The organism is Leeuwenhoekiella sp. LLG6367-2.1, from assembly GCF_045055775.1.
GTDB lineage: Bacteria > Bacteroidota > Bacteroidia > Flavobacteriales > Flavobacteriaceae > Leeuwenhoekiella > Leeuwenhoekiella aequorea.
Genome location: NZ_CP159331.1, coordinates 605,419 through 624,778 on the forward strand (window position 1 = coordinate 605,419; position 19,360 = coordinate 624,778).

Genomic DNA, 19,360 nt, shown 5'->3' on the forward strand with positions numbered 1-19,360 from the left:
TATGACAGACATAGGAAGTGCTGCAGATGCTAATAATGATGGTGGTTTCCATGTAATTGCTGACTTTTCAACAAAATTTGATGCACTTTCAGATGGGGAAGTACTCCCATTAAGTATGCAAATACGCGTTGCTGGATCTAACACTATGATGGGTAATCCCATAGATGTAGCATATGATTCTGAGACTGATGCTATTTATGTTTCTGAAGTAGGAAATGGAAAAGTTTTAGGCTTTACAAATATTGGCTCTGGCGGAAATATTTCTCCTTCATTTTCTAAAGATCTTGCAGGCGCTTCTTCTATTTACTTCTCTAGTGATGAGACCGATGGACAAACAGGAATGGCATCGATGACTAAAACCACTAATTTGTATGCTACGAGTACTGCAGACGGAAACATTACTGTATATGATGGTTCAGGTTCATTAATAAATACCATAATGTCTGGAGCAACAGGTGCTGAAGGTATATATTATTCTGCACTTCAAGATATTTTGATTCAAGGTGCCCGTACTCCTACTGCCGGTTTACAATATTTTGATATGTTCTCTACGGCAGGCGCAAACACAATGGCAGATTTCACTGCTGCTGCAAACTCAAATCTTACCAGTCCGCGAGAGATTGCAGTTTACGGGAATAAGGTTGTGGTATCTGACAATGTCAGCGGAATGTTACTAGTTTACTCTTATTCTGGCTCTTCTTTTACACTGGTAAATTCATTTACTCCAGACTTTATAGACTTGACAGGAACCCTTAGAAGTGTCTGGGGAATAACATTTAAAGGGAATGACTTATTAGCCGTGATAGATGGTCCTGGTTCAAACCAACTTGCCATTTATGAAGACTTTCTAACTGCAAATACTACTAATGGATCTATTTCTGCCACAAAAACAATAGGCATATCTGGGATTGTTAGAACCCACGGTATTGATTATAGTGAAGCAGATGATGTTTTAGTTATGACAAATATAGGTCTGGCTGCGGGTGGAGCTCTTGACGGGGGAATTCATGTAGTACAAAACTTTAGTGCTCTACTTGCAAATACAGCAAATGGCGGAACCATTGCGACCAGCAACCAGACAATTATACAAGGAACCGCAACTTTAATGAATAATCCTATAGATGTGGCTTATGATAGTAAAACCAAAACTGTATTTGTCGCTGATGTAGCTCAAGGTGCAATTTATGGATATACAAACGCCTTGACGCAGGGAGGAAACATTGCTCCCTCTATAAATAATACATTAACGGCTGCTGCTTCTATTTACTTGTATAATAATTAAAGACCATTTAAATATTAAACCTGCGCAAGAGACTCCTAATTAGGAGTCTCTTTTGCTTTAAAAAAAGTTTTGGAAAAAATTAAACATTAAAAGAAGCCAACCAATAGCTAATAACAGACCACCTAAAGGTGTGACGGGTCCTAAAAAACGCATTTTATTTCCCGAGGCACTACTTAAAACCAATCCGTATATTGAAAACGAGAATAATAGCGTACCCACAATAAAACAGGTTAACAAAATGGTTTCTAGGCTCGAATTAAAATTTAAATTAAAGCTGATAACTAATAGCACTATAGCATGATACATTTGATATTTGACACCGGTTTCAAAACTGTGCAGCTGCTCTTCGGTTAATTTATTCTTAAGCGCGTGTGCTCCAAATGCTCCAAAAACTATGGCTAAAAAACCAAATAAAGCTCCAAAAAATTGACTGAGTAAAATTTCCATAACTACAAGATTGAATAAAAATTAAAGATAAATTTTGAGATTTATTTAATGATCAATTTGCTCCGAAAATTATATCTTCAAAAAATGAATTTGACAGATTATATAAAAGATATTCCAGACTTTCCAAAAGCAGGAATTGTATTTAAAGACATTAGTCCGTTGCTTGCAAATGCAGCTGCAACAGATAAAGCAATAGAACTTTTAGCAATGGGTTTGCATAACTTTCAAGCTACTAAAGTAGTAGGTATTGAAAGTCGAGGTTTTTTACTTGGAATTCTACTTGCGCAACATTTAAAACTGGGATTTGTACCCGTTAGAAAACCCGGCAAATTGCCTGGTGAGATAATTAGTCAAAATTATCAGTTAGAATATGGAGAAGACGCTTTAGAAATTCAAGCAAATAGTATTCAGCCCGGTGATTTAGTAATTATTCACGATGATGTACTTGCGACAGGTGGAACAGCAGAAGCTGCTTGCAAGCTTGTAGAAAAATGTGGAGGTGTTGTTGTACAATGTAATTTTTTAATGGAATTGGATTTCCTCGAAGGTAGGTCTAAAATAGAAAAGTACCAGCTACATAGTTTAATACACTATTAGTCTAAAGCATTTTTTGTTACCCACAATTTATATCCAAAAATAGCAAGTTGGAATTTTGTAGCGTTTGTTAAGTCAAGGTTCTTTTTAGTATAACTGGGCAATATTTTCTTATTGATTTTTGCCAGAGTTTTAAATATCTGTTTTTTCATAAACTCTATATTTTATAAGCTCGAAATTCTAATTATATCAAATTTAGATTTTTATAAACAATCTGCGCGCGCTTTCAGAAAGTGTTAAGAGTTTAAAATTAACTACCCAAAGATAGTTTCGATTACTGTAAGAATAAGTGTGACCATAATTGTGATTTTTGATTAATTAAATAATTTATATTACAAATTATGTAAGTAAAAACCAGTCTCACAAGTGTTTAGCCAATTATTAATGTAAGTGAATGCAGTATTGTAAGTAAAAAAATACAAATCAATCAAAACTGAAAGCACCTTGCCTTAAAACATCTTACATCTAACAATAAATAATTGAGTTAATATCTCTAGGTGTAATTTTTGTAGAGCCTAAATTCATAAAAATTTATTTCTCAAGGTAAATTTATTCGATAAAGCAGGCAAATCTGTCAATATCATCAATTGTAACTGCAATCTGACTGCTTTATGAAGTGATGAAAATCACTTATTCTTTTTAAGATTAATAAGAATTACTCCAGACTTACCTTCCAATTGATCTTTGTAGGGTTTTATATTTTCTTCTCCTTTTAAAACATTTATAGACTCTATCGTATTGGGATCTATACTATTTAAATCTAAATCTTTTACCACTTTTCCATCAACCACAATTAAAGCCTTTTGAGAAATTGAAGATGGATTTTGTAACGGTTGAGAAGCATTTGTTCTTTCAATTTTTACGTTCTTAAATACACTGTCTGCTTTTGCTCGCATTTGAATTCTACGAGTGCGTAGCTCTTCTCTGCGGGCAGCAATATCTGCACGACGTGAATTCATATCTTCAGTCATCGACTCAGACGCCTCATTTTTATCGTTATTAGATCGCTGTACTACTTTATTAGATGCCGACACAACCCCAAAGCTACCATCCTCAGTTCTGTATATCACAATATCACCCACAGGTTTTGAGCTATTATAGGATGTCGTGGATTGACTCCCAGATTCGCCATCCTTAACCTCAAGCTTTATAGAAATAATTAACCCTTCGCTATTGTAATTCAAATTTGAGTAGTTCAACGTAAAATTATACTCCGTTTTTAATTCATCAACAAGAGCATCTAACTCTTCTTTAGAAGCAGATTTTGATATAATTTTTTTGAAAGCTTTTGGATCTTGATAAGCGTCTTTCTGATCAATTATTTGGTCTCCGGTTTCAGCACTCATAGTAGTTTCTGTATTAAGTTGATTCCCCTTATTTGTTATAGAATTAGCTTTATCATTTTCGATAGCTGATAATTTTGAGGAATTTTTTCCTGTTTCCGAAGTATAACTCACCACCTCTTTGACATTGAAACTCCATATAAAAACAGCAATTACCGGTAGAATTATAAAAAGCTTTGCTCTTCGCATACTGTTAGATTCTTGTTTGTTTAGCATAACTATTCGTTTTTTAATGAATGATTGGTAAAATGAATGTGTAAGATTTAGCATCGCCTTGCGTGGGGCGATAGAAACTTGTACTAGAGTAAGCTGATACTTTTTCTGATCTGCCAATTGATGAGCTGTTGTCGCATCTGCCAGAAATTCAAGATTTTGGTCAATTGCCTTTTTATAGAACCACGCCAACGGATTAAACCAGTGTATAATTAATAAGACTTCTGCTATAAGCATATCAATACTATGCCTCTGATTGGCATGTGCTTGCTCGTGAAGTAATATCATAGCCAATTCTTCATCACTATGATTTTTCTTATCTATTATTATGTAATTAAAAAATGAAAAAGGGGACTTTAAACCATCGACTTGAATATAATGATATCCAAATTCTGAATACGTAGATTCTTGTCTAACAAATCGGATAATTGCATACAGCTTAATACTGAATAAAATAACCATTATACCCACTCCTATTGCATAAAACACGCAAGCTATTTCCCAGCCGGTATAGCTAAACCAGGCGTCGTTAAGATCGTTGTTTTGAAAGTTGTCATTTTGAGGTATAGCAAAATTGAGAAGTGGAGATTGTTTATAGATTATACGTGTAAAAGTAAGTGCAGGAGCTAGTGCCGATATTAAAATACCCATCAACAGAAAATACCTGTTTTCTTTAAAGAATGTCTCTCTTTCTAATAGTATCTTGTATGTAAAATAAAAAATACTTAAGATAGCGGCACTTTTCAGTAGATAGATAATCAGCTCCATATCCTATTTTTTTTCTATTATTTCAAGAATCTCACGCAATTCTTTTGCTGAAATTTTTTCCTCCTTAGCAAAAAAGGAGACCATATTTTTATAAGAACTGTCAAAGAATTTCCGAGTGGCTTCATTCCAAAATTTACGTCCATATGTTTCTCTACTTATCACAGGATAATATTGATGTGTTTTGCCGTATGCCTTATAACCCACATATCCTTTATCTACCAGATTTCTAACTATGGTAGATACCGTATTATAATGAAGATTTTCATCTTCCAAACCCGCTTGAACTTCTTTTACAAATGCCTTTTCTAACTGCCATAAGACATGCATAATTTCTTCTTCCTTGTTTGTTAGTTTTTCCATTAATGATTTTTAATAGGGTAATTAAGGGGTTAAAAAAATAAATATTGAAAAATTCTTTTAGAGTTAATACATAACTCATTTGCAATCAATATTTAACCAAATCTAAAACTAATTTTTTAATTATAAAACTACTTAACTAGTTTTATAACTATAAATTTAGTATTTATTTCACTCGTTAAACGGTTTAAGCCAGCGTAGAATTTTTGCCTATTTTTACAAAAACCCAATCAGCCTTTGGATATTCTTGAGAATTTTAGAATACTCGATCTTGTCGACATTCTATTAGTTGCAACCCTACTCTATTACCTTTACAAATTAGTAAAAGGTACTGTTGCTATAAATATATTTTTAGGTATTTGTATTGTATGGGTAATCTGGAAGATTACGCAACTCTTACAAATGGAGATGCTAAGTACAATTTTAGGTCAGTTTATTGGAGCTGGGATGTTTGCCTTAATTGTAGTCTTTCAGCAAGAAATTAGAAAATTTCTGTTAATGATAGGCTCTACTAATATAGGTCGTAAGAGTGGCTTTTTAAAGCATATTAAATTCCTACAGGACGAAGCTAAAGATTCTTCAAACACTAAAGTCGAAGAGATCATAGAAGCTTGTGAGAAAATGGGCAGCGACAATACTGGAGCGCTAATCGTTATTCAACGCACGACAAACTTAGATTTTGTGAAAAACACCGGGGATAGAATGAGTCTCGAAGTAAACAAGCCTATTCTACAAAGTATCTTTTTCAAAAATTCGACTTTACACGATGGTGCTGTAATTATAGAAGAGAATAAAATAACTGCCACACGAGCTATACTACCGGTTTCAAATGAGCGTAATATTCCTTTACGGTTTGGTTTACGTCACCGAGCTGCAGTAGGAATAACCGAAAAAACAGATGCAGTTGCACTTGTTGTAAGTGAAGAAACAGGCGCAATTAGCTATTTAAAAGACGGCGAGTTCGTTTTATTTAAAAGCACACAAGAGCTTATAGAAATTCTTAGAAAAGACCTCTCTTAAAAAAACTTAATTAGACCATCTCCTGGTTTGCAGCAAACTGCACTTCGTACAGATTGCGGTAATAACCACCTTCTTTTTGAAGCAACTCTTTGTGGCTTCCTATTTCTACAATTAGACCTTTATCCATTACGATAATTTTGTCTGCTTTTTTAATTGTCGCTAAACGATGCGCAATTACTATTGAAGTACGACCTTTTGTAATTTTATTTATAGCTTTTTGAATAAGCTGCTCGCTATTAGAATCTACCGAAGAAGTAGCTTCATCTAGCACGAGAATACCCGGATTGCTTACATACGCGCGCAAAAATGCAATAAGCTGTCGCTGTCCGCTAGATAGCATTGCACCACGTTCTTTTACATTATAGTGATACCCATTAGGTAAACTACTTATAAAAGAATCTACTCCTATTGCTTTTGCTGCCTCAATCACATCTGCTTCTGTAATAGAAGGATTGTTTAGGGTGATATTGTTTAAAATAGAATCTGCAAACAAAAATACATCTTGTAAAACAACAGCAATTTCTGAACGCAGCGAGTCTAATTTAACATCGGTTATATCGATACCGTCAATCTTAATTTTACCGCTATCAATCTCATAAAATCTTCCCAGAAGATTTATAATTGTTGATTTTCCTGCTCCAGTAGAACCTACAATTGCAACCGTTTCGCCCGCATGGACTTCTAGATCTATTCCTTTTAAAACTTCCTCATCAGGAACATAACTAAACCGCACTTTTTCAAACGTAAGATTGCCTTGGATATTTTTGAGCGTATGTGTACCTGTATCAGCAATTCTAGAATCTGTATCAAGAATAGCAAATACTCTGTTTGCCGCAACCATTCCCATTTGTAATGTATTAAACTTATCTGCTATTTGCCTAAGGGGTGTAAATAACATTTGAGAAAACTGAATAAAGGCCGTTACGAGACCTATTGTAATTACGTCACTTTGAGCAGCACGTAAACCACCGTACCAAACCAAAAGTCCGATAGTAATCGAGGTCACCATTTCTGCAACCGGGAAGAATATAGAGTTGTACCACACAGTCTTATTCCAGGCACGCATATGTTTTTTGTTGATCTCGTCAAACTTCTTTTGCTCAACCTTTTCGCGGGAGAATATTTGTACGATTTTCATACCCGTAACGCGCTCTTGAACAAATGAATTTAGGTTCGCCACCTGCGTACGCACTTCTTCAAAAGCCACTTTCATTTTTTTCTGAAAAACGCGTGTAGCATATAAAATGAATGGTAAGATCACAAAAATTATCAGTGATAACTGCCAACTTTTATAAAGCATAACCCCAGCGATCACAGCCATTTTTAGTAAATCACTAATTATCATAAATAAACCTTCACTAAAAATACTAGCAATGGTTTCAATATCATTAACAGCACGTGTTACTAATCTACCTACAGCAGATTTATCGTAATACTGCATCTTAAAGCGAATCATATGCCCAAACAACTTCACCCGAATATCCCTTACCACTTGCTGTCCCAGCCAGTTAGCAAAATAAATAAACAGTAGTTGAAACAGCGACTCTCCAAGCAGTACAACCAGCGTAAGTTGTATATAGTAAATTAAGCTGTCTATATCTTTAGGCTGCATACCCTCATCGATAGCTAACTCTAGATATATAGGTCGTAAAACAGCAAATACAGAAATTAGGATTGCCGCAAAGGCAACAAAATAAAGACGTACGCGGTAAGGCTTAGTATAACTAAGTAAACGCTTAAAAAGTCCAAAGTCAAACGCATTTCCTTTATTATCTTCTGCCATCTAGATTGAATATTTCTTGAGGATATTTAACTGCAGTTAAGTAAAGACCGTGTGCGGGTGCCGATGCTCCTGCTTCTGAACGGGATCTACTTGCAATTATTTCTTTTAAGTGCGAGGGAGCTATATTATGCATTCCTACGTCTAATAAAGTCCCTACTACTGCCCGAACCATATTACGTAAAAATCGATCTGCAGTAATGGTAAATAACAGCTCGGTATTATTGTGTTCCCAGCGCGCTTCAGTAATTTCGCAAAGGTAAGTTTTCACGTCTGTATTTGATCTGCTAAAACACTTAAAATCTTGCTTACCTAAGAGGTATTGAGAAGCCTCGTTCATACGTTCTACATCTAATTCTTTTTCAAAGAAATATGAATGTTTGTTCAAAAACGGATTCTTAGCTTGGTGTATTTTATATTCATAACTACGGGCCATTGCGTCAAAACGTGCATGTGCCTCACTCGTAACCGGGACAATACGATTTACTGCAATGCTTTGAGGCATAAACCTATTTAAGCGGTGTTGCAAATTCTTTAAATCTTTTTCTGTAAATAGGTTTGAAAAATCAAAGTGCACATATAATTGCTTAGCGTGCACACCGGCATCTGTACGTCCCGCACCAGTTACTACAATTACCGCTCTTAATAAAGTAGATAATGCCTCCTCTAGCACCTCTTGTACACTTATGCTTTGTGGTTGTCTCTGCCAGCCGTGGTATGGCTGACCATCATATGCTATTTCAATAAAATACCGCAAACTGTAGATTTGTAATTAAGCCTGCAAAGATACATCTTTGCAAATAGTCTGAATTCTCCTCAAATACTTTTGATAAAACGTTTTTCAATGAAAAAAATACTCCTACTTAGTGATACGCATAGTTATATAGATGATCGTATTCTGGCATACGCCGAAAAAGCAGATGAAGTATGGCATGCAGGAGATATAGGAAGCTTGCAGGTAACCGATGCCTTAAAAGAATTGAAACCTTTGAGAGCAGTATTTGGAAATATTGATGATCACGAAATACGAAAAGAATTCCCCTTAAATAATAGGTTTGTATGCGAAGGTGTAGATGTATTAATCACACATATAGGCGGTTATCCGGGAAAATATTCTCCGGCAATTCGGGAAGAACTTAATGGTAACCCTCCGAAATTGTTTATCTGTGGCCATTCTCATATATTAAAGGTTATGCCAGATAAGAAACTTAATTTATTGCATATGAACCCTGGTGCGATAGGCATACATGGTTTCCATAAAGTACGTACGATGTTGCGATTTACAGTAGATCAGGGTAAAATCGATAACCTTGAAGTTATAGAAATTGAAAGAAAATAAATAACTATAAAAGAAAAACCCTGCAAGTTGGCATACTTACAGGGTTTTTGCACTAATTAACTAAGATAGTAGGTCTATCGCAACCGGTCAACAGATTTTACAAGATCCTCATCCCGCTTAATTGCTTTGTTGGCCAAAGCTATAAAAACGATAGAAATGATGGGGATTAGCATCCCAATACCCTTCTCAGGAGCCGCCGCTCCTCCAGATAAGATTTGCGACTGGTAAACCAATACACCTAGCAAAATAAAGTTCAATATTATATTAAGTCGGCCCAGTACAAACTGAAGCTTCCTATTTTTAAAAATAAAAATGGTTATCAAAGATAGTAAAGCGCTCCCAAAGAACAAACCCACTAACTCTAATTTATCTACTGCATATACTAAATTTCCTTCAGCTGTAGTATAGACAGGAATAGCAAAAAGCAGCCCTGCTGAAACTAATGCTGCAAGAAACAGATAAATGCTTTGTATGCGCTGAATCATATATTTTATAAAGCTATTAAGGATGACAAAAATATAAACTTCTTTGAGACTAAGATCATTTAAATAAAAAATATTATCGTATAATTGCATTAGAAAGCCTAACCACTTCTATGTTGGTTACTTACTTGCCGAAAAATTTCTTAGACCTTCTTCAAATTTTTTGTTGGTTTTCAAATTCAATTACGATACAGAAATTCATACTTATATTTAATGTTTAATATTTCAGAATTAAAAGCTAAAAAACTTCCAGAACTTCAGGAAATAGCTAAAGGCCTAGATATCCCAAAATACAGGACCTTAAAAAAACTAGACTTAGTTTATAAAGTACTCGATCAGCAAGCTGCAGATCCTAAAGCAGTTGCCGAGGTATTAGAAGTATCTTCTACAGATAAATCTAAGGACAAGAATGTAAAGTCAAATACGCCAGACGTTAAAAAGACTCCTAAACCACGCACGCAAAATACAAATAGCAAGAATACGCGTCCAGAAAGAGATTCTTCTAAAAATAATTCTGAGCCTACATCAAAAAATACCGATGCTAAGCCAGAAAAAACAGAAGCAAGAGAAGAAAGACCGCGCAAACAAAGACCAGCTAAGTCAGATTCTGAAACTTCTAAACAAAACGACAACAAGCCACAAAAGGCAAGAACTCGTAATGAGAATTCGTCAAATTCGAATAACCGCTCAAATACCAGAGACCGGGACACTAATGGCAACACTAATAATTCGAACAATAACAATTCTAATAACAGAAATAACAATCGCAATTCTAATTCTGGAAACAATGGTAATAAAGATACCAGAAACCGTTACAGAGAGCCAGATTATGAATTTGAAGGTCTTATAGAAAGCGAAGGGGTATTAGATATCATGCAGGACGGTTATGGTTTTCTACGCTCATCAGACTATAACTATTTATCATCTCCTGATGATATTTATGTTTCACAATCGCAAATACGTTTATTCGGTCTAAAAACCGGAGATACCGTTCTTGGCGTAATTCGCCCTCCAAAAGAAGGAGAAAAATATTTTCCACTTATCAAGGTTTCGAAGATTAATGGGTTAGATCCTAGTGTGGTTCGCGATCGCGTTTCTTTTGAGCATTTAACACCATTGTTCCCAAAAGAGAAATTTAATATCGCAGATCGTGAGAGTACAATTTCTACGCGTGTGATGGATTTGTTTGCACCTATAGGTAAAGGACAACGTGGTATGATTGTATCACAACCTAAGACAGGTAAAACTATGCTTCTTAAGGATGTTGCAAATGCAATTGCTGCAAATCACCCTGAAGTTTATCAAATGATTTTACTTATTGATGAGCGCCCGGAAGAAGTAACAGATATGCAACGTAATGTAAAAGGTGAGGTTGTCGCTTCTACTTTTGACAAAGAAGCTCATGAACACGTGCGCGTTGCAAACATAGTATTAGAAAAAGCAAAACGTCTTGTAGAATGTGGTCACGATGTTGTGATTCTTTTAGATTCTATTACCCGTCTAGCGAGAGCATACAATACTGTACAACCTGCGTCTGGTAAGATATTAAGTGGTGGTGTAGATGCAAATGCCTTACACAAACCAAAACGTTTCTTTGGAGCTGCAAGGAATATAGAAAATGGTGGTTCATTAACTATCATTGCTACTGCCCTTACTGAAACAGGCTCTAAAATGGACGAGGTAATATTTGAAGAATTTAAAGGAACCGGTAACATGGAACTTCAGTTAGATCGTAAGATTGCCAACCGAAGAATATTCCCTGCCATCGACCTCACTTCTTCTAGCACCAGACGAGACGACTTATTATTAAGCGATAACGCAATACAAAGAATGTGGGTTATGCGTAAGTATCTTGCAGATATGAATCCTGTAGAAGCTATGGAGTTTGTTAGCGAGCGCATCAAACAAACCAGAAATAATGAAGAATTTCTTATTTCTATGAATGGTTAATTTTTAACCTTCTGTATATTAAAAAGCCGATATCATTTGATATCGGCTTTTTTTATTTCTAATATCCTATGAACTCATTGAGACAATTTAAGAGTACTCAGCAGCTTAAATAAGCGCACAAACAAAACAATATACAAACTAAAAGACACACCTTAGACGTCTTCTATAAATAGTAACCCTAAGAGGAATCCAGAAAGAGCTCTAGCAGTTCCCATCACACCGATTGTACAATTAACTAAACCCTGCGCATAAAAAAACGCCTACAATTGCTTGTAGGCGTTTTCAATATTTTAAAAACAAGTTACTATAAAGCGTTAACGTGCTTAGCAAGTTGAGACTTTAAGTTAGAAGCCTTGTTATCATGAATGATATTGTTCTTAGCTAACTTGTCGATCATAGAAATCACAGAAGGAAACAAAGTTGTTGCTTGCTCTTTGTCAGCTTCGCGCAATCTCTTCATTGCATTACGAGTAGTTCTACTCTGGTAACGGTTTCTTAAACGCTTTACTTCGCTGTTTCTAATTCTCTTTAGAGATGACTTGTGATTTGCCATTATCTTGTTCTGTTTTTAAATTGTAGCCCGTAGGGGAATCGAACCCCTCTTACCAGGATGAAAACCTGGCGTCCTAACCGATAGACGAACGGGCCATTATGTCAAATATTTATGCTTAAGGTGCATAACCAACCTTACTGTAGTCCGTAGGGGACTCGAACCCCTGTTACCAGGATGAAAACCTGGCGTCCTAACCCCTAGACGAACGGACCAATCTTTCGCTTAATTGCGGATGCAAAAATACACATATATTTAGATCGTGCAATAGCAAAAGGAACTTTTTTTAAAAAAATTTCAATTAATATGCTTTAGCGAAAAGAACGCGCATAGTTGCAGGCTTACCACTGTAAACACAAACACCCTCTTCCTCCTTGACATCCAGTGGAATACAACGAATTGTTGCTTTGGTTTCTGACTTTATGCGTTCTTCACTTTCTTTTGTACCATCCCAAAATGCACTTACAAATCCTGTTTTATTTTCTAAAACATCTTTAAATTCATCGTAAGTTTCTACTTCGGTGATGTGACTATCTCTAAAGTTTTTGGCTTTATTGAAAAGTGCTTTCTGCATTTCGCTAAGCAACTCTTGTACGCGATCAACAATTAAATCTTTTGAAACCGTTTCTTTTGTAAGTGTATCTCTTCTTGCTAACTCAACTGTGCGTTTCTCAAGATCCCTAGGACCTATTGCAATACGCAATGGTACACCTTTAAGCTCATACTCATTAAACTTCCAGCCTGGCTTGTGCGTGTCTCTATCATCATATTTTACCGAAACACCTAGAAGTTTAAGCTCGCGCTGTAATTCTCTCGCCACTTGTGAGATCGAATCTAACTGATCTTCCCCTTTATAAATAGGAACTATTACCACTTGTATAGGAGCAAGATTAGGCGGCAATACCAGACCATTATCATCACTATGCGTCATCACTAGAGCTCCCATAAGTCGAGTTGAAACTCCCCAAGAAGTTGCCCATACATATTCTTGACCTCCTTCTTTTGTTGCAAACTTCACGTCAAAAGCTTTAGCAAAATTTTGACCTAGAAAATGGCTAGTCCCGGCTTGTAACGCCTTCCCATCTTGCATTAAAGCTTCAATACAATAGGTTTCTAATGCACCTGCAAAACGCTCACTCTCTGTTTTAGTTCCCTTAATAACTGGCATAGCCATAAAGTTCTCAGCAAAATCTGCATAAACACGCATCATTTGTTGCGCTTCAGCTATTGCTTCATTTTGTTTTGCGTGAGCTGTGTGACCTTCTTGCCAAAGAAATTCTGCAGTACGTAAAAATAAACGCGTACGCATTTCCCAGCGTACTACGTTTGCCCATTGATTAACAAGTATAGGCAAATCACGATAAGACTGTATCCACTTTCGGTACGTATCCCAGATAATAGTTTCTGAAGTAGGTCTCACAATAAGCTCCTCTTCAAGTTTAGCTTCCGGATCAACGATGATGCTTCCATCTTCGTCATTTTTTAATCTGTAATGTGTTACAACAGCACATTCTTTTGCAAAACCATCTACATGAGATGCTTCTTTACTAAAGTAAGACTTCGGAATAAATAGCGGAAAATAAGCATTCTCGTGGCCGGTATCTTTAAACATTCTATCCAGCTCTGCCTGCATCTTTTCCCAGATTGCATAACCATATGGCTTTATCACCATACACCCTCTAACACCCGAATTTTCAGCTAAATCAGCCTTGACAACTAGCTCATTATACCATTTTGAATAATCCTCTGCCCTCGTAGTTAAATTCTTTCCCATAAATATTTATTTGGCACAAATATTGTGTCTTTATCTGTAATTGAAAGTTTTGCAACATGTTTGTTAAATGCACAAAATTGACCGCAAAACTAACTAAATTTACAATGTACAACAATAAAATACGGATGATATGCGAGGCGCGAACTTAACTCTTAGAACTTTAATTAAACCAGCTATAGCTGCGGTTTTTTCTTTTATTGGATTAGTTTCCTGTGGTCCATCGCAATATGCAATGAATGATGGAATCTATGGAAGTAGTACGCGTATTTATGATACGAATTCTCAAGAAGAGATTGCCAGCGATAATTCTGGTATTTATGCAAACTATTTTAACCAGGGTGCTTCAGAATTGCAAGATGCACAAGAAGCTGGAACAATTTTCACAGATGTTGACTCATATAGCTCTAACTCCCAATATAATGATGACGAAGCAATGCTTCAGGGAGAACTAGCTTATAATGCAAATGCTGGTTGGGGAGACACTTATGACGAGGTTGTAATTAATATCTATCCATCTCTTTATAATCAAATAGGTTTTGGCAGACCATTCTGGGGTGGTGGATTTGGATACGGTTATGGCAGATTTGGTTACGGTGGTTTTGGCTATGGTGCATTTGGATTTAATGATCCTTTCTACTCCGGTTATGCGTGGGGCGGTTACCCTGCATTTGGTTACGGGTATGGTTATGGCTATGGATGGGGATCACCTTTCTATTATGGATATAACCCATACTTTGGGTACAACTATAGAGGATACCCTTATTACAGAAACAGATATTACTCTAATTATAATAATGGAAATGTAGCGTATTCTAATTCTCGTCGCTCAAACAATAATTACAGCACAAGTAGAACCTTAAATTCTAAAACTACAGCAACTTCAAGATCAAGAAGCTCTTCTAATGTTAATTATGCCCGTACCAGCAGAACTTACAGTCGTAATAATGTAGGTGTAAATCCTTCTTCAAGAAGTAACAATTCAAGATCAGCAAATACAGCGTCTAGATCAAATTCTATATATAATACAACCGCTAGAAGAAGCAGTAACACTGTTAGTAGAAGCTCAGGAAATACTACGATAAATAGATCTACTTCTACTCCATCGAGAACGAGTACCTATTCTAGAAGCAATACTACTTCCAGAACTGTAACTCCATCTCGTACTGTAACACCTACAAGAACCTCGGCTCCTACAAGAACTTCTGCGCCATCTCGATCTAGTAGCTCTAGTTCAAGAAGTAGCAGTTCAGGAAGTAGTCGAAGAGGCGGAGGACGCTGATCTATAATTTTTAAATTTCTTTAAATGAAAAATATTGTCATACTCCTAATCGCAGGCTTAAGTATGCAGAGTTTTTATGCTCAAAATATTGCAGATGCAGTTAGATATAGCTCACAAGATATAACCGGTACCGCTCGTTATCGCGGCGCTAGTGGAGCATTTGGAGCTTTAGGTGGAGATGTTTCGGCTATTAATAATAACCCTGCGGGTTCTGCGATTTTCAATAGGAGTTTTATTTCTCTATCACTTTCTTCTGGAAATTATGATAATCAAACCTATTACAATGATGGTATAACAGTGTCTGATGAAACAGACATTGATTTAAATCAGTTTGGTGGTGTGTTTGTTTCCCACGGAGGAGGAGCATTACGAAAATTTGCCTTTAGCTTTAATTATGATCGCTCTACTGATTTTGACAATGGTTACGTTGCTGTAGGAAACAGCGGTAATTCTATTGGAGAATACTTTTCTGGTTACGCACAAGGAGTACCTTTAGATCTTCTTGAATTAAGAGATGATGAGAGTGTCTCTACCCTTTATCAATTTTTAGGCGAAAATGAAAGCTTCGGAGCACAGCAAGCATTATTAGGCTATCAAGGTTATTTTATAAATCCAGATTCTGACGATTTAAATAATACCAGCTATACAAATGCTCAAAATGGTAATTCTTTTGATCAAGAATATCAGTATTTAAGTTCGGGAAATAATAGCAAATTTACTTTTAACGCAGCCGCCCAGGTTTCTGAAAATTTATATTTAGGAATAAACTTAAATGCTCATAGTTTCAACTTTAGAAAAGAGACTATCTTTTTTGAAAATGCGCAAAACGCAGCAAATGCAGTATCAAGTTCTCGTTTTGATAATGAATTACGATCGTATGGTACTGGAGCCTCGCTTCAATTAGGAGGTATTTATCACGTGTCGCCCAATTTGAGAATCGGAGCAACTTATGATACTCCTACTTATTACACAATTTCTGAGGAAACAGAACAATATCTTTCTACAGAAGGAGCAAATGGAAATGTAGTTCTAGCTCCCAATGTAACTAATATATATGAAGATTATGATCTGCAAACTCCCGGAAAAGCAACAGGAAGCATTGCTTATATATTTGGCTCAAACGGATTTATAAGTTTTGATTATTCTTATGAAGATTATACTTCAATGAAATACAGACCTGATAATGATGTATTTTTTCAGCAAGTGAACGCAGACATTGATAACACGTTAAAAGGAACCTCGACTTATAAAGTAGGTGGAGAATTTTTATCGGGAAACTGGAGTTTTAGAGGAGGATACAATTTTAAGGAAAGCCCTTATCAAGATGACTCTATCTTAAGTGATCGCAGCGGCTATACACTTGGTCTTGGATATGCATTAGGCAGCGCTCGCATAGATATTGCCTATGACTGGGCAAAACAAACAAGCAATCCACGTTTATTTGATGGTGCATTTACAAACACTGCATACGTCGATTCTATAAATACAAATATTATAGCAACCCTCTCTTTTCAGCTATAGATAGATATTAAAGTTATTTAAAACCCTCAAGAATTCTTGAGGGTTTTTAGTAATTATCAAGATTAGATTACCATAAAACAGGCTACTTGTTAGCAACTTTAAATTGTTAAATTAACTATCTTTGCAAGCCTTTAGCCTAAGCAGCGACTAATAGCTTTATGAATATGAATTTTGAAAACGAAGAATTAAAAGCGATTGATGAAGCAGGTGATGATCACCATAGTGCTTCTGCAACTACACCTCTTAGAGAAGACGCTTTTGAAATGAGTGATGCAGAAAAAATTGCATTAATAAAAGAAGATGTAAGTCACATCATGCATACATTAGGTTTAGACTTAACAGACGATAGTCTCAAAGGCACACCTAATCGTGTGGCAAAAATGTTTGTAAATGAGCTTTTTGCAGGCTTACACCCTCAGCGAAAACCAAAAGCCTCCACTTTTGAGAATAACTATAAGTATGGTGAAATGCTTGTGGAAAAAAACATAACAGTTTATTCTACTTGTGAGCACCATTTACTACCCATTATAGGGAGAGCTCACGTTGCCTATATCTCAAATGGTACGGTGGTAGGTCTTTCTAAAATGAACCGCATAGTTGATTATTACGCAAAAAGACCACAAGTACAAGAAAGGTTGACTATGCAGATTGTAGAAGAACTACAAATCGCATTAGGGACTCAAGATGTTGCTTGTGTAATTGATGCAAAACATCTTTGTGTTAATAGTAGAGGAATTCGCGATATCGAAAGCAGCACAGTTACCAGTGAATTTGGAGGAAAATTTAAAGAAGAATCTGTACGCAGAGAATTTCTGGATTATATAAAACTTGATACTACTTTTTAAGTTTCTTGTAATCACTTACATATACAACTATACTTTATGACGTCATTGTATTCTAATCAATCCGTTACCCTTTATAATTCACTATCTGGTGAGAAAGAATTATTCAAACCTATTTTAGAGGGAAACGTGGGAATGTATGTATGTGGCCCTACAGTGTACAGCAATGTACATCTGGGAAATGTACGCACATTTATGTCTTTTGACATGATTTTTAGATACTTAAAACATTTAGGTTATAAGGTAAGATATGTTAGAAATATCACAGATGCCGGTCATTTAACCGATGATGCAGACGAAGGTGAAGACAAAATTTCTAAAAAAGCACGTCTTGAACAAATAGAGCCTATGGAAGTTGTACAGCAGTACACCATAGACTTTCATAATATACTTCAAAAATTTAATTGCCTCCCTCCCAGCATCGAGCCTACAGCTACTGGTCATATTATTGAGCAGATTGAAATTATCAAGGAAATTCTTGACAATGGATATGCCTATTCAAAAAATGGATCGGTTTACTTTGATGTATTAAAATTTAATGAAAATCATAATTATGGTAAGCTTAGTGGCAGATTACTAGAAGATATGATTACCAATACGCGTGAACTCACTGCTCAAAGTGAGAAAAAAAATCCACAAGATTTTGCTCTTTGGAAAAAAGCCGAACAGCAGCACATTATGCGCTGGCCGTCTCCTTGGGGCGATGGTTTCCCGGGATGGCATTTAGAGTGTACTGCAATGAGTACAAAATATCTTGGCGAAAAATTTGATATTCACGGTGGAGGAATGGATTTAAAGTTTCCGCATCACGAATGTGAGATTGCACAATCTGAAGCTTCTAATGGTCAAGACCCTGTGAATTATTGGCTACACGCGAATATGCTGACGCTTAATGGCAAAAAAATGTCTAAAAGCACCGGTAATAATATTTTTCCGGCTGAAATATTTAGTGGTGAGAGTCCGTTTTTAACTAAAGGATATTCCCCAAGTGTAGCACGCTTTTTTATTATGCAAGCGCATTATAGGAGTGTTCTTGACTTTAGCAACGACGCATTATTAGCAAGTGAAAAAGGTTTCAATCGCCTTATGGAAGCAATTAATTTACTCAGTGCACTTCCTACTTCAGAAAAAAGTTCGATTGATATCAATTCTTGGATTCAATCGTGCTACGATGCTATGAATGACGATTTTAATTCGCCTATACTAATTGCACAACTTTTTGAAGCGGCAAAATACATCCATCAAATAAAGGATGGCAAAGCCAGTATTACTCAAACGGATTTAGAGAAGTTTCAATCTTCGATACACGCCTTTGTTTTTGATATTCTGGGCTTAGAAGATTTAAACATTGCCGCAGAGTCTAATTCAGATAAACTTAATGGTGCAATAGAATTACTTATACAATTGCGCAAGGAAGCCAGATCAAATAAGGATTTTGCTACGAGCGACCAAATACGTGATCAACTTCTTGAACTTGGAATACAACTTAAGGACGGTAAAGAAGGGACAACATTTACTTTTTCTTAGATCTACTTACGGTGAGAAATTTTGCTAAAAACATATTAATTTTTCCCATAAGAGTTTATCAAAAATTTTTATCTCCTTTATTACCACCGGCCTGCAGATATTCTCCTACTTGCTCCCACTATAGTGTCACAGCTATAGAAAAACACGGAATTTTTAAAGGGAGCTGGCTGGCAATTAAACGTATTGCAAGTTGCAATCCCTGGGGAGGCTCTGGATATGATCCCGTCCCAGAACCAAAAAAAGCTAACTCACATAATTAATACAAAAATCACCTAGAAGCTTCTTGGCTTTT

Annotated in this window: 19 protein-coding genes and 2 tRNA genes; 10 read left to right on the forward strand and 11 right to left on the reverse strand. The window is 35.9% G+C overall.

Annotation, left to right across the window (positions count from 1 at the left end; translation table 11 throughout):
- The first annotated feature begins 1 nt into the window (after nt 1).
- Nucleotides 2–1,282 (forward strand): hypothetical protein, encoded by a 1,281-nt coding sequence (locus ABVM53_RS02665; RefSeq protein WP_405329187.1) that lies wholly within the window; start codon nt 2–4, stop codon nt 1,280–1,282.
- Nucleotides 1,283–1,339: 57 nt separating this feature from the next.
- Here ABVM53_RS02665 and ABVM53_RS02670 read toward each other — a convergent pair whose 3' ends face one another.
- Entirely contained in the window at nt 1,340–1,729 is a 390-nt protein-coding gene (locus tag ABVM53_RS02670) for a DUF423 domain-containing protein (RefSeq protein WP_405329190.1), read from the reverse strand.
- 84 nt (nt 1,730–1,813) lie between these two features.
- Between ABVM53_RS02670 and ABVM53_RS02675 the strand changes: the two genes are divergently transcribed.
- The gene (locus ABVM53_RS02675; protein ID WP_405329193.1) at nt 1,814–2,326 is read left to right on the forward strand and encodes an adenine phosphoribosyltransferase; all 513 of its coding nucleotides are present in this window, start codon (nt 1,814–1,816) and stop codon (nt 2,324–2,326) included.
- Here the strand turns inward: ABVM53_RS02675 and ABVM53_RS02680 are convergent.
- The 3 genes from ABVM53_RS02680 to ABVM53_RS02690 all read right to left on the reverse strand — a co-directional run bounded on the left by ABVM53_RS02680 (nt 2,323) and on the right by ABVM53_RS02690 (nt 5,007).
- Nucleotides 2,323–2,475: an SsrA-binding protein gene (locus ABVM53_RS02680; protein ID WP_405329196.1), complete on the reverse strand. Its 153-nt coding sequence runs from the start codon at nt 2,473–2,475 to the stop codon at nt 2,323–2,325. The two genes, ABVM53_RS02675 and ABVM53_RS02680, sit on opposite strands and share 4 nt — an antisense overlap.
- 474 nt (nt 2,476–2,949) lie before the next feature.
- Nucleotides 2,950–4,647 carry a M56 family metallopeptidase gene (locus ABVM53_RS02685; RefSeq protein WP_405329199.1) on the reverse strand — a complete coding sequence of 566 codons (1,698 nt, stop codon included), beginning with the start codon at nt 4,645–4,647 and terminating at the stop codon, nt 2,950–2,952.
- A gap of 3 nt (nt 4,648–4,650) precedes the next feature.
- Nucleotides 4,651–5,007 carry a BlaI/MecI/CopY family transcriptional regulator gene (locus tag ABVM53_RS02690; RefSeq protein WP_128757600.1) on the reverse strand — a complete coding sequence of 119 codons (357 nt, stop codon included), beginning with the start codon at nt 5,005–5,007 and terminating at the stop codon, nt 4,651–4,653.
- Between the two features lie 234 nt (nt 5,008–5,241).
- On the opposite strand from ABVM53_RS02690, the gene cdaA reads away from it, so the two are divergent.
- Entirely contained in the window at nt 5,242–6,024 is a 783-nt protein-coding gene (cdaA, locus tag ABVM53_RS02695) for a diadenylate cyclase CdaA (protein ID WP_128757601.1), read from the forward strand.
- 10 nt (nt 6,025–6,034) lie between these two features.
- On the opposite strand, the gene ABVM53_RS02700 is transcribed toward cdaA, so the two are convergent.
- Entirely contained in the window at nt 6,035–7,807 is a 1,773-nt protein-coding gene (locus tag ABVM53_RS02700; RefSeq protein ID WP_405329204.1) for an ABC transporter ATP-binding protein, read from the reverse strand.
- Nucleotides 7,794–8,561, reverse strand: a complete 768-nt coding sequence (gene truA, locus ABVM53_RS02705; protein ID WP_405329207.1) for a tRNA pseudouridine(38-40) synthase TruA — start codon at nt 8,559–8,561, stop codon at nt 7,794–7,796. Before truA ends, ABVM53_RS02700 begins: the two co-directional genes overlap by 14 nt.
- Before the next feature lie 87 nt (nt 8,562–8,648).
- Between truA and ABVM53_RS02710 the strand changes: the two genes are divergently transcribed.
- Nucleotides 8,649–9,143 carry a metallophosphoesterase family protein gene (locus tag ABVM53_RS02710; RefSeq protein ID WP_405329210.1) on the forward strand — a complete coding sequence of 165 codons (495 nt, stop codon included), beginning with the start codon at nt 8,649–8,651 and terminating at the stop codon, nt 9,141–9,143.
- Nucleotides 9,144–9,217: 74 nt separating this feature from the next.
- Here the strand turns inward: ABVM53_RS02710 and ABVM53_RS02715 are convergent, their stop codons facing one another.
- Nucleotides 9,218–9,628 carry a DUF4293 domain-containing protein gene (locus tag ABVM53_RS02715; RefSeq protein WP_371456971.1) on the reverse strand — a complete coding sequence of 137 codons (411 nt, stop codon included), beginning with the start codon at nt 9,626–9,628 and terminating at the stop codon, nt 9,218–9,220.
- 210 nt (nt 9,629–9,838) lie between these two features.
- Here ABVM53_RS02715 and rho point away from each other — a divergent pair, with 210 nt between their 5' ends.
- Nucleotides 9,839–11,575 (forward strand): transcription termination factor Rho, encoded by a 1,737-nt coding sequence (rho, locus tag ABVM53_RS02720; protein WP_371456970.1) that lies wholly within the window; start codon nt 9,839–9,841, stop codon nt 11,573–11,575.
- A gap of 304 nt (nt 11,576–11,879) precedes the next feature.
- On the opposite strand, the gene rpsT is transcribed toward rho, so the two are convergent.
- The 4 genes from rpsT to proS form a co-directional block, all read right to left on the reverse strand.
- Nucleotides 11,880–12,128 (reverse strand): 30S ribosomal protein S20, encoded by a 249-nt coding sequence (gene rpsT, locus ABVM53_RS02725; protein WP_128757607.1) that lies wholly within the window; start codon nt 12,126–12,128, stop codon nt 11,880–11,882.
- 23 nt (nt 12,129–12,151) lie between these two features.
- Nucleotides 12,152–12,223, reverse strand: a tRNA-Glu gene (locus ABVM53_RS02730).
- 45 nt (nt 12,224–12,268) lie between these two features.
- Nucleotides 12,269–12,340 (reverse strand) — tRNA-Glu (locus ABVM53_RS02735).
- A gap of 86 nt (nt 12,341–12,426) precedes the next feature.
- Complete coding sequence (gene proS, locus ABVM53_RS02740; protein ID WP_371456969.1) at nt 12,427–13,899, reverse strand: proline--tRNA ligase; 1,473 nt, start codon at nt 13,897–13,899, stop codon at nt 12,427–12,429.
- A 130-nt stretch (nt 13,900–14,029) separates the two neighbouring features.
- Between proS and ABVM53_RS02745 the strand changes: the two genes are divergently transcribed.
- From ABVM53_RS02745 to yidD, 5 genes are all read left to right on the forward strand, one after another.
- A complete protein-coding gene (locus ABVM53_RS02745; protein ID WP_405329215.1) occupies nt 14,030–15,178 on the forward strand; it encodes a hypothetical protein in 1,149 nt (382 codons plus the stop codon).
- A gap of 24 nt (nt 15,179–15,202) precedes the next feature.
- Nucleotides 15,203–16,699 carry an OmpP1/FadL family transporter gene (locus ABVM53_RS02750; RefSeq protein WP_405329218.1) on the forward strand — a complete coding sequence of 499 codons (1,497 nt, stop codon included), beginning with the start codon at nt 15,203–15,205 and terminating at the stop codon, nt 16,697–16,699.
- A gap of 164 nt (nt 16,700–16,863) precedes the next feature.
- A complete protein-coding gene (gene folE, locus ABVM53_RS02755) occupies nt 16,864–17,544 on the forward strand; it encodes a GTP cyclohydrolase I FolE (RefSeq protein ID WP_128757611.1) in 681 nt (226 codons plus the stop codon).
- A gap of 36 nt (nt 17,545–17,580) precedes the next feature.
- Nucleotides 17,581–19,068, forward strand: coding sequence for a cysteine--tRNA ligase (gene cysS, locus ABVM53_RS02760; RefSeq protein WP_405329222.1), 1,488 nt, complete (start codon nt 17,581–17,583; stop codon nt 19,066–19,068).
- A gap of 11 nt (nt 19,069–19,079) precedes the next feature.
- Nucleotides 19,080–19,328, forward strand: a complete 249-nt coding sequence (gene yidD / locus ABVM53_RS02765; RefSeq protein ID WP_405329225.1) for a membrane protein insertion efficiency factor YidD — start codon at nt 19,080–19,082, stop codon at nt 19,326–19,328.
- Nucleotides 19,329–19,360: the final 32 nt, after the last annotated feature.

Excerpts from the sequence above, each read along its gene's own strand:
- ABVM53_RS02675 (WP_405329193.1), top strand. The coding sequence starts at position 1,814 with ATGAATTTGACAGATTATATAAAAGATATTCCAGACTTTCCAAAAGCA.
- proS (WP_371456969.1), bottom strand. The coding sequence starts at position 13,899 with ATGGGAAAGAATTTAACTACGAGGGCAGAGGATTATTCAAAATGGTAT.
- rho (WP_371456970.1), top strand. The coding sequence starts at position 9,839 with ATGTTTAATATTTCAGAATTAAAAGCTAAAAAACTTCCAGAACTTCAG.
- rpsT (WP_128757607.1), bottom strand. The coding sequence starts at position 12,128 with ATGGCAAATCACAAGTCATCTCTAAAGAGAATTAGAAACAGCGAAGTA.
- ABVM53_RS02670 (WP_405329190.1), bottom strand. The coding sequence starts at position 1,729 with ATGGAAATTTTACTCAGTCAATTTTTTGGAGCTTTATTTGGTTTTTTA.
- ABVM53_RS02665 (WP_405329187.1), top strand. The coding sequence starts at position 2 with ATGACAGACATAGGAAGTGCTGCAGATGCTAATAATGATGGTGGTTTC.
- ABVM53_RS02685 (WP_405329199.1), bottom strand. The coding sequence starts at position 4,647 with ATGGAGCTGATTATCTATCTACTGAAAAGTGCCGCTATCTTAAGTATT.
- folE (WP_128757611.1), top strand. The coding sequence starts at position 16,864 with ATGAATTTTGAAAACGAAGAATTAAAAGCGATTGATGAAGCAGGTGAT.
- cysS (WP_405329222.1), top strand. The coding sequence starts at position 17,581 with ATGACGTCATTGTATTCTAATCAATCCGTTACCCTTTATAATTCACTA.
- ABVM53_RS02710 (WP_405329210.1), top strand. The coding sequence starts at position 8,649 with ATGAAAAAAATACTCCTACTTAGTGATACGCATAGTTATATAGATGAT.
- ABVM53_RS02690 (WP_128757600.1), bottom strand. The coding sequence starts at position 5,007 with ATGGAAAAACTAACAAACAAGGAAGAAGAAATTATGCATGTCTTATGG.
- ABVM53_RS02680 (WP_405329196.1), bottom strand. The coding sequence starts at position 2,475 with ATGAAAAAACAGATATTTAAAACTCTGGCAAAAATCAATAAGAAAATA.
- ABVM53_RS02715 (WP_371456971.1), bottom strand. The coding sequence starts at position 9,628 with ATGATTCAGCGCATACAAAGCATTTATCTGTTTCTTGCAGCATTAGTT.
- ABVM53_RS02750 (WP_405329218.1), top strand. The coding sequence starts at position 15,203 with ATGAAAAATATTGTCATACTCCTAATCGCAGGCTTAAGTATGCAGAGT.
- ABVM53_RS02700 (WP_405329204.1), bottom strand. The coding sequence starts at position 7,807 with ATGGCAGAAGATAATAAAGGAAATGCGTTTGACTTTGGACTTTTTAAG.
- ABVM53_RS02745 (WP_405329215.1), top strand. The coding sequence starts at position 14,030 with ATGCGAGGCGCGAACTTAACTCTTAGAACTTTAATTAAACCAGCTATA.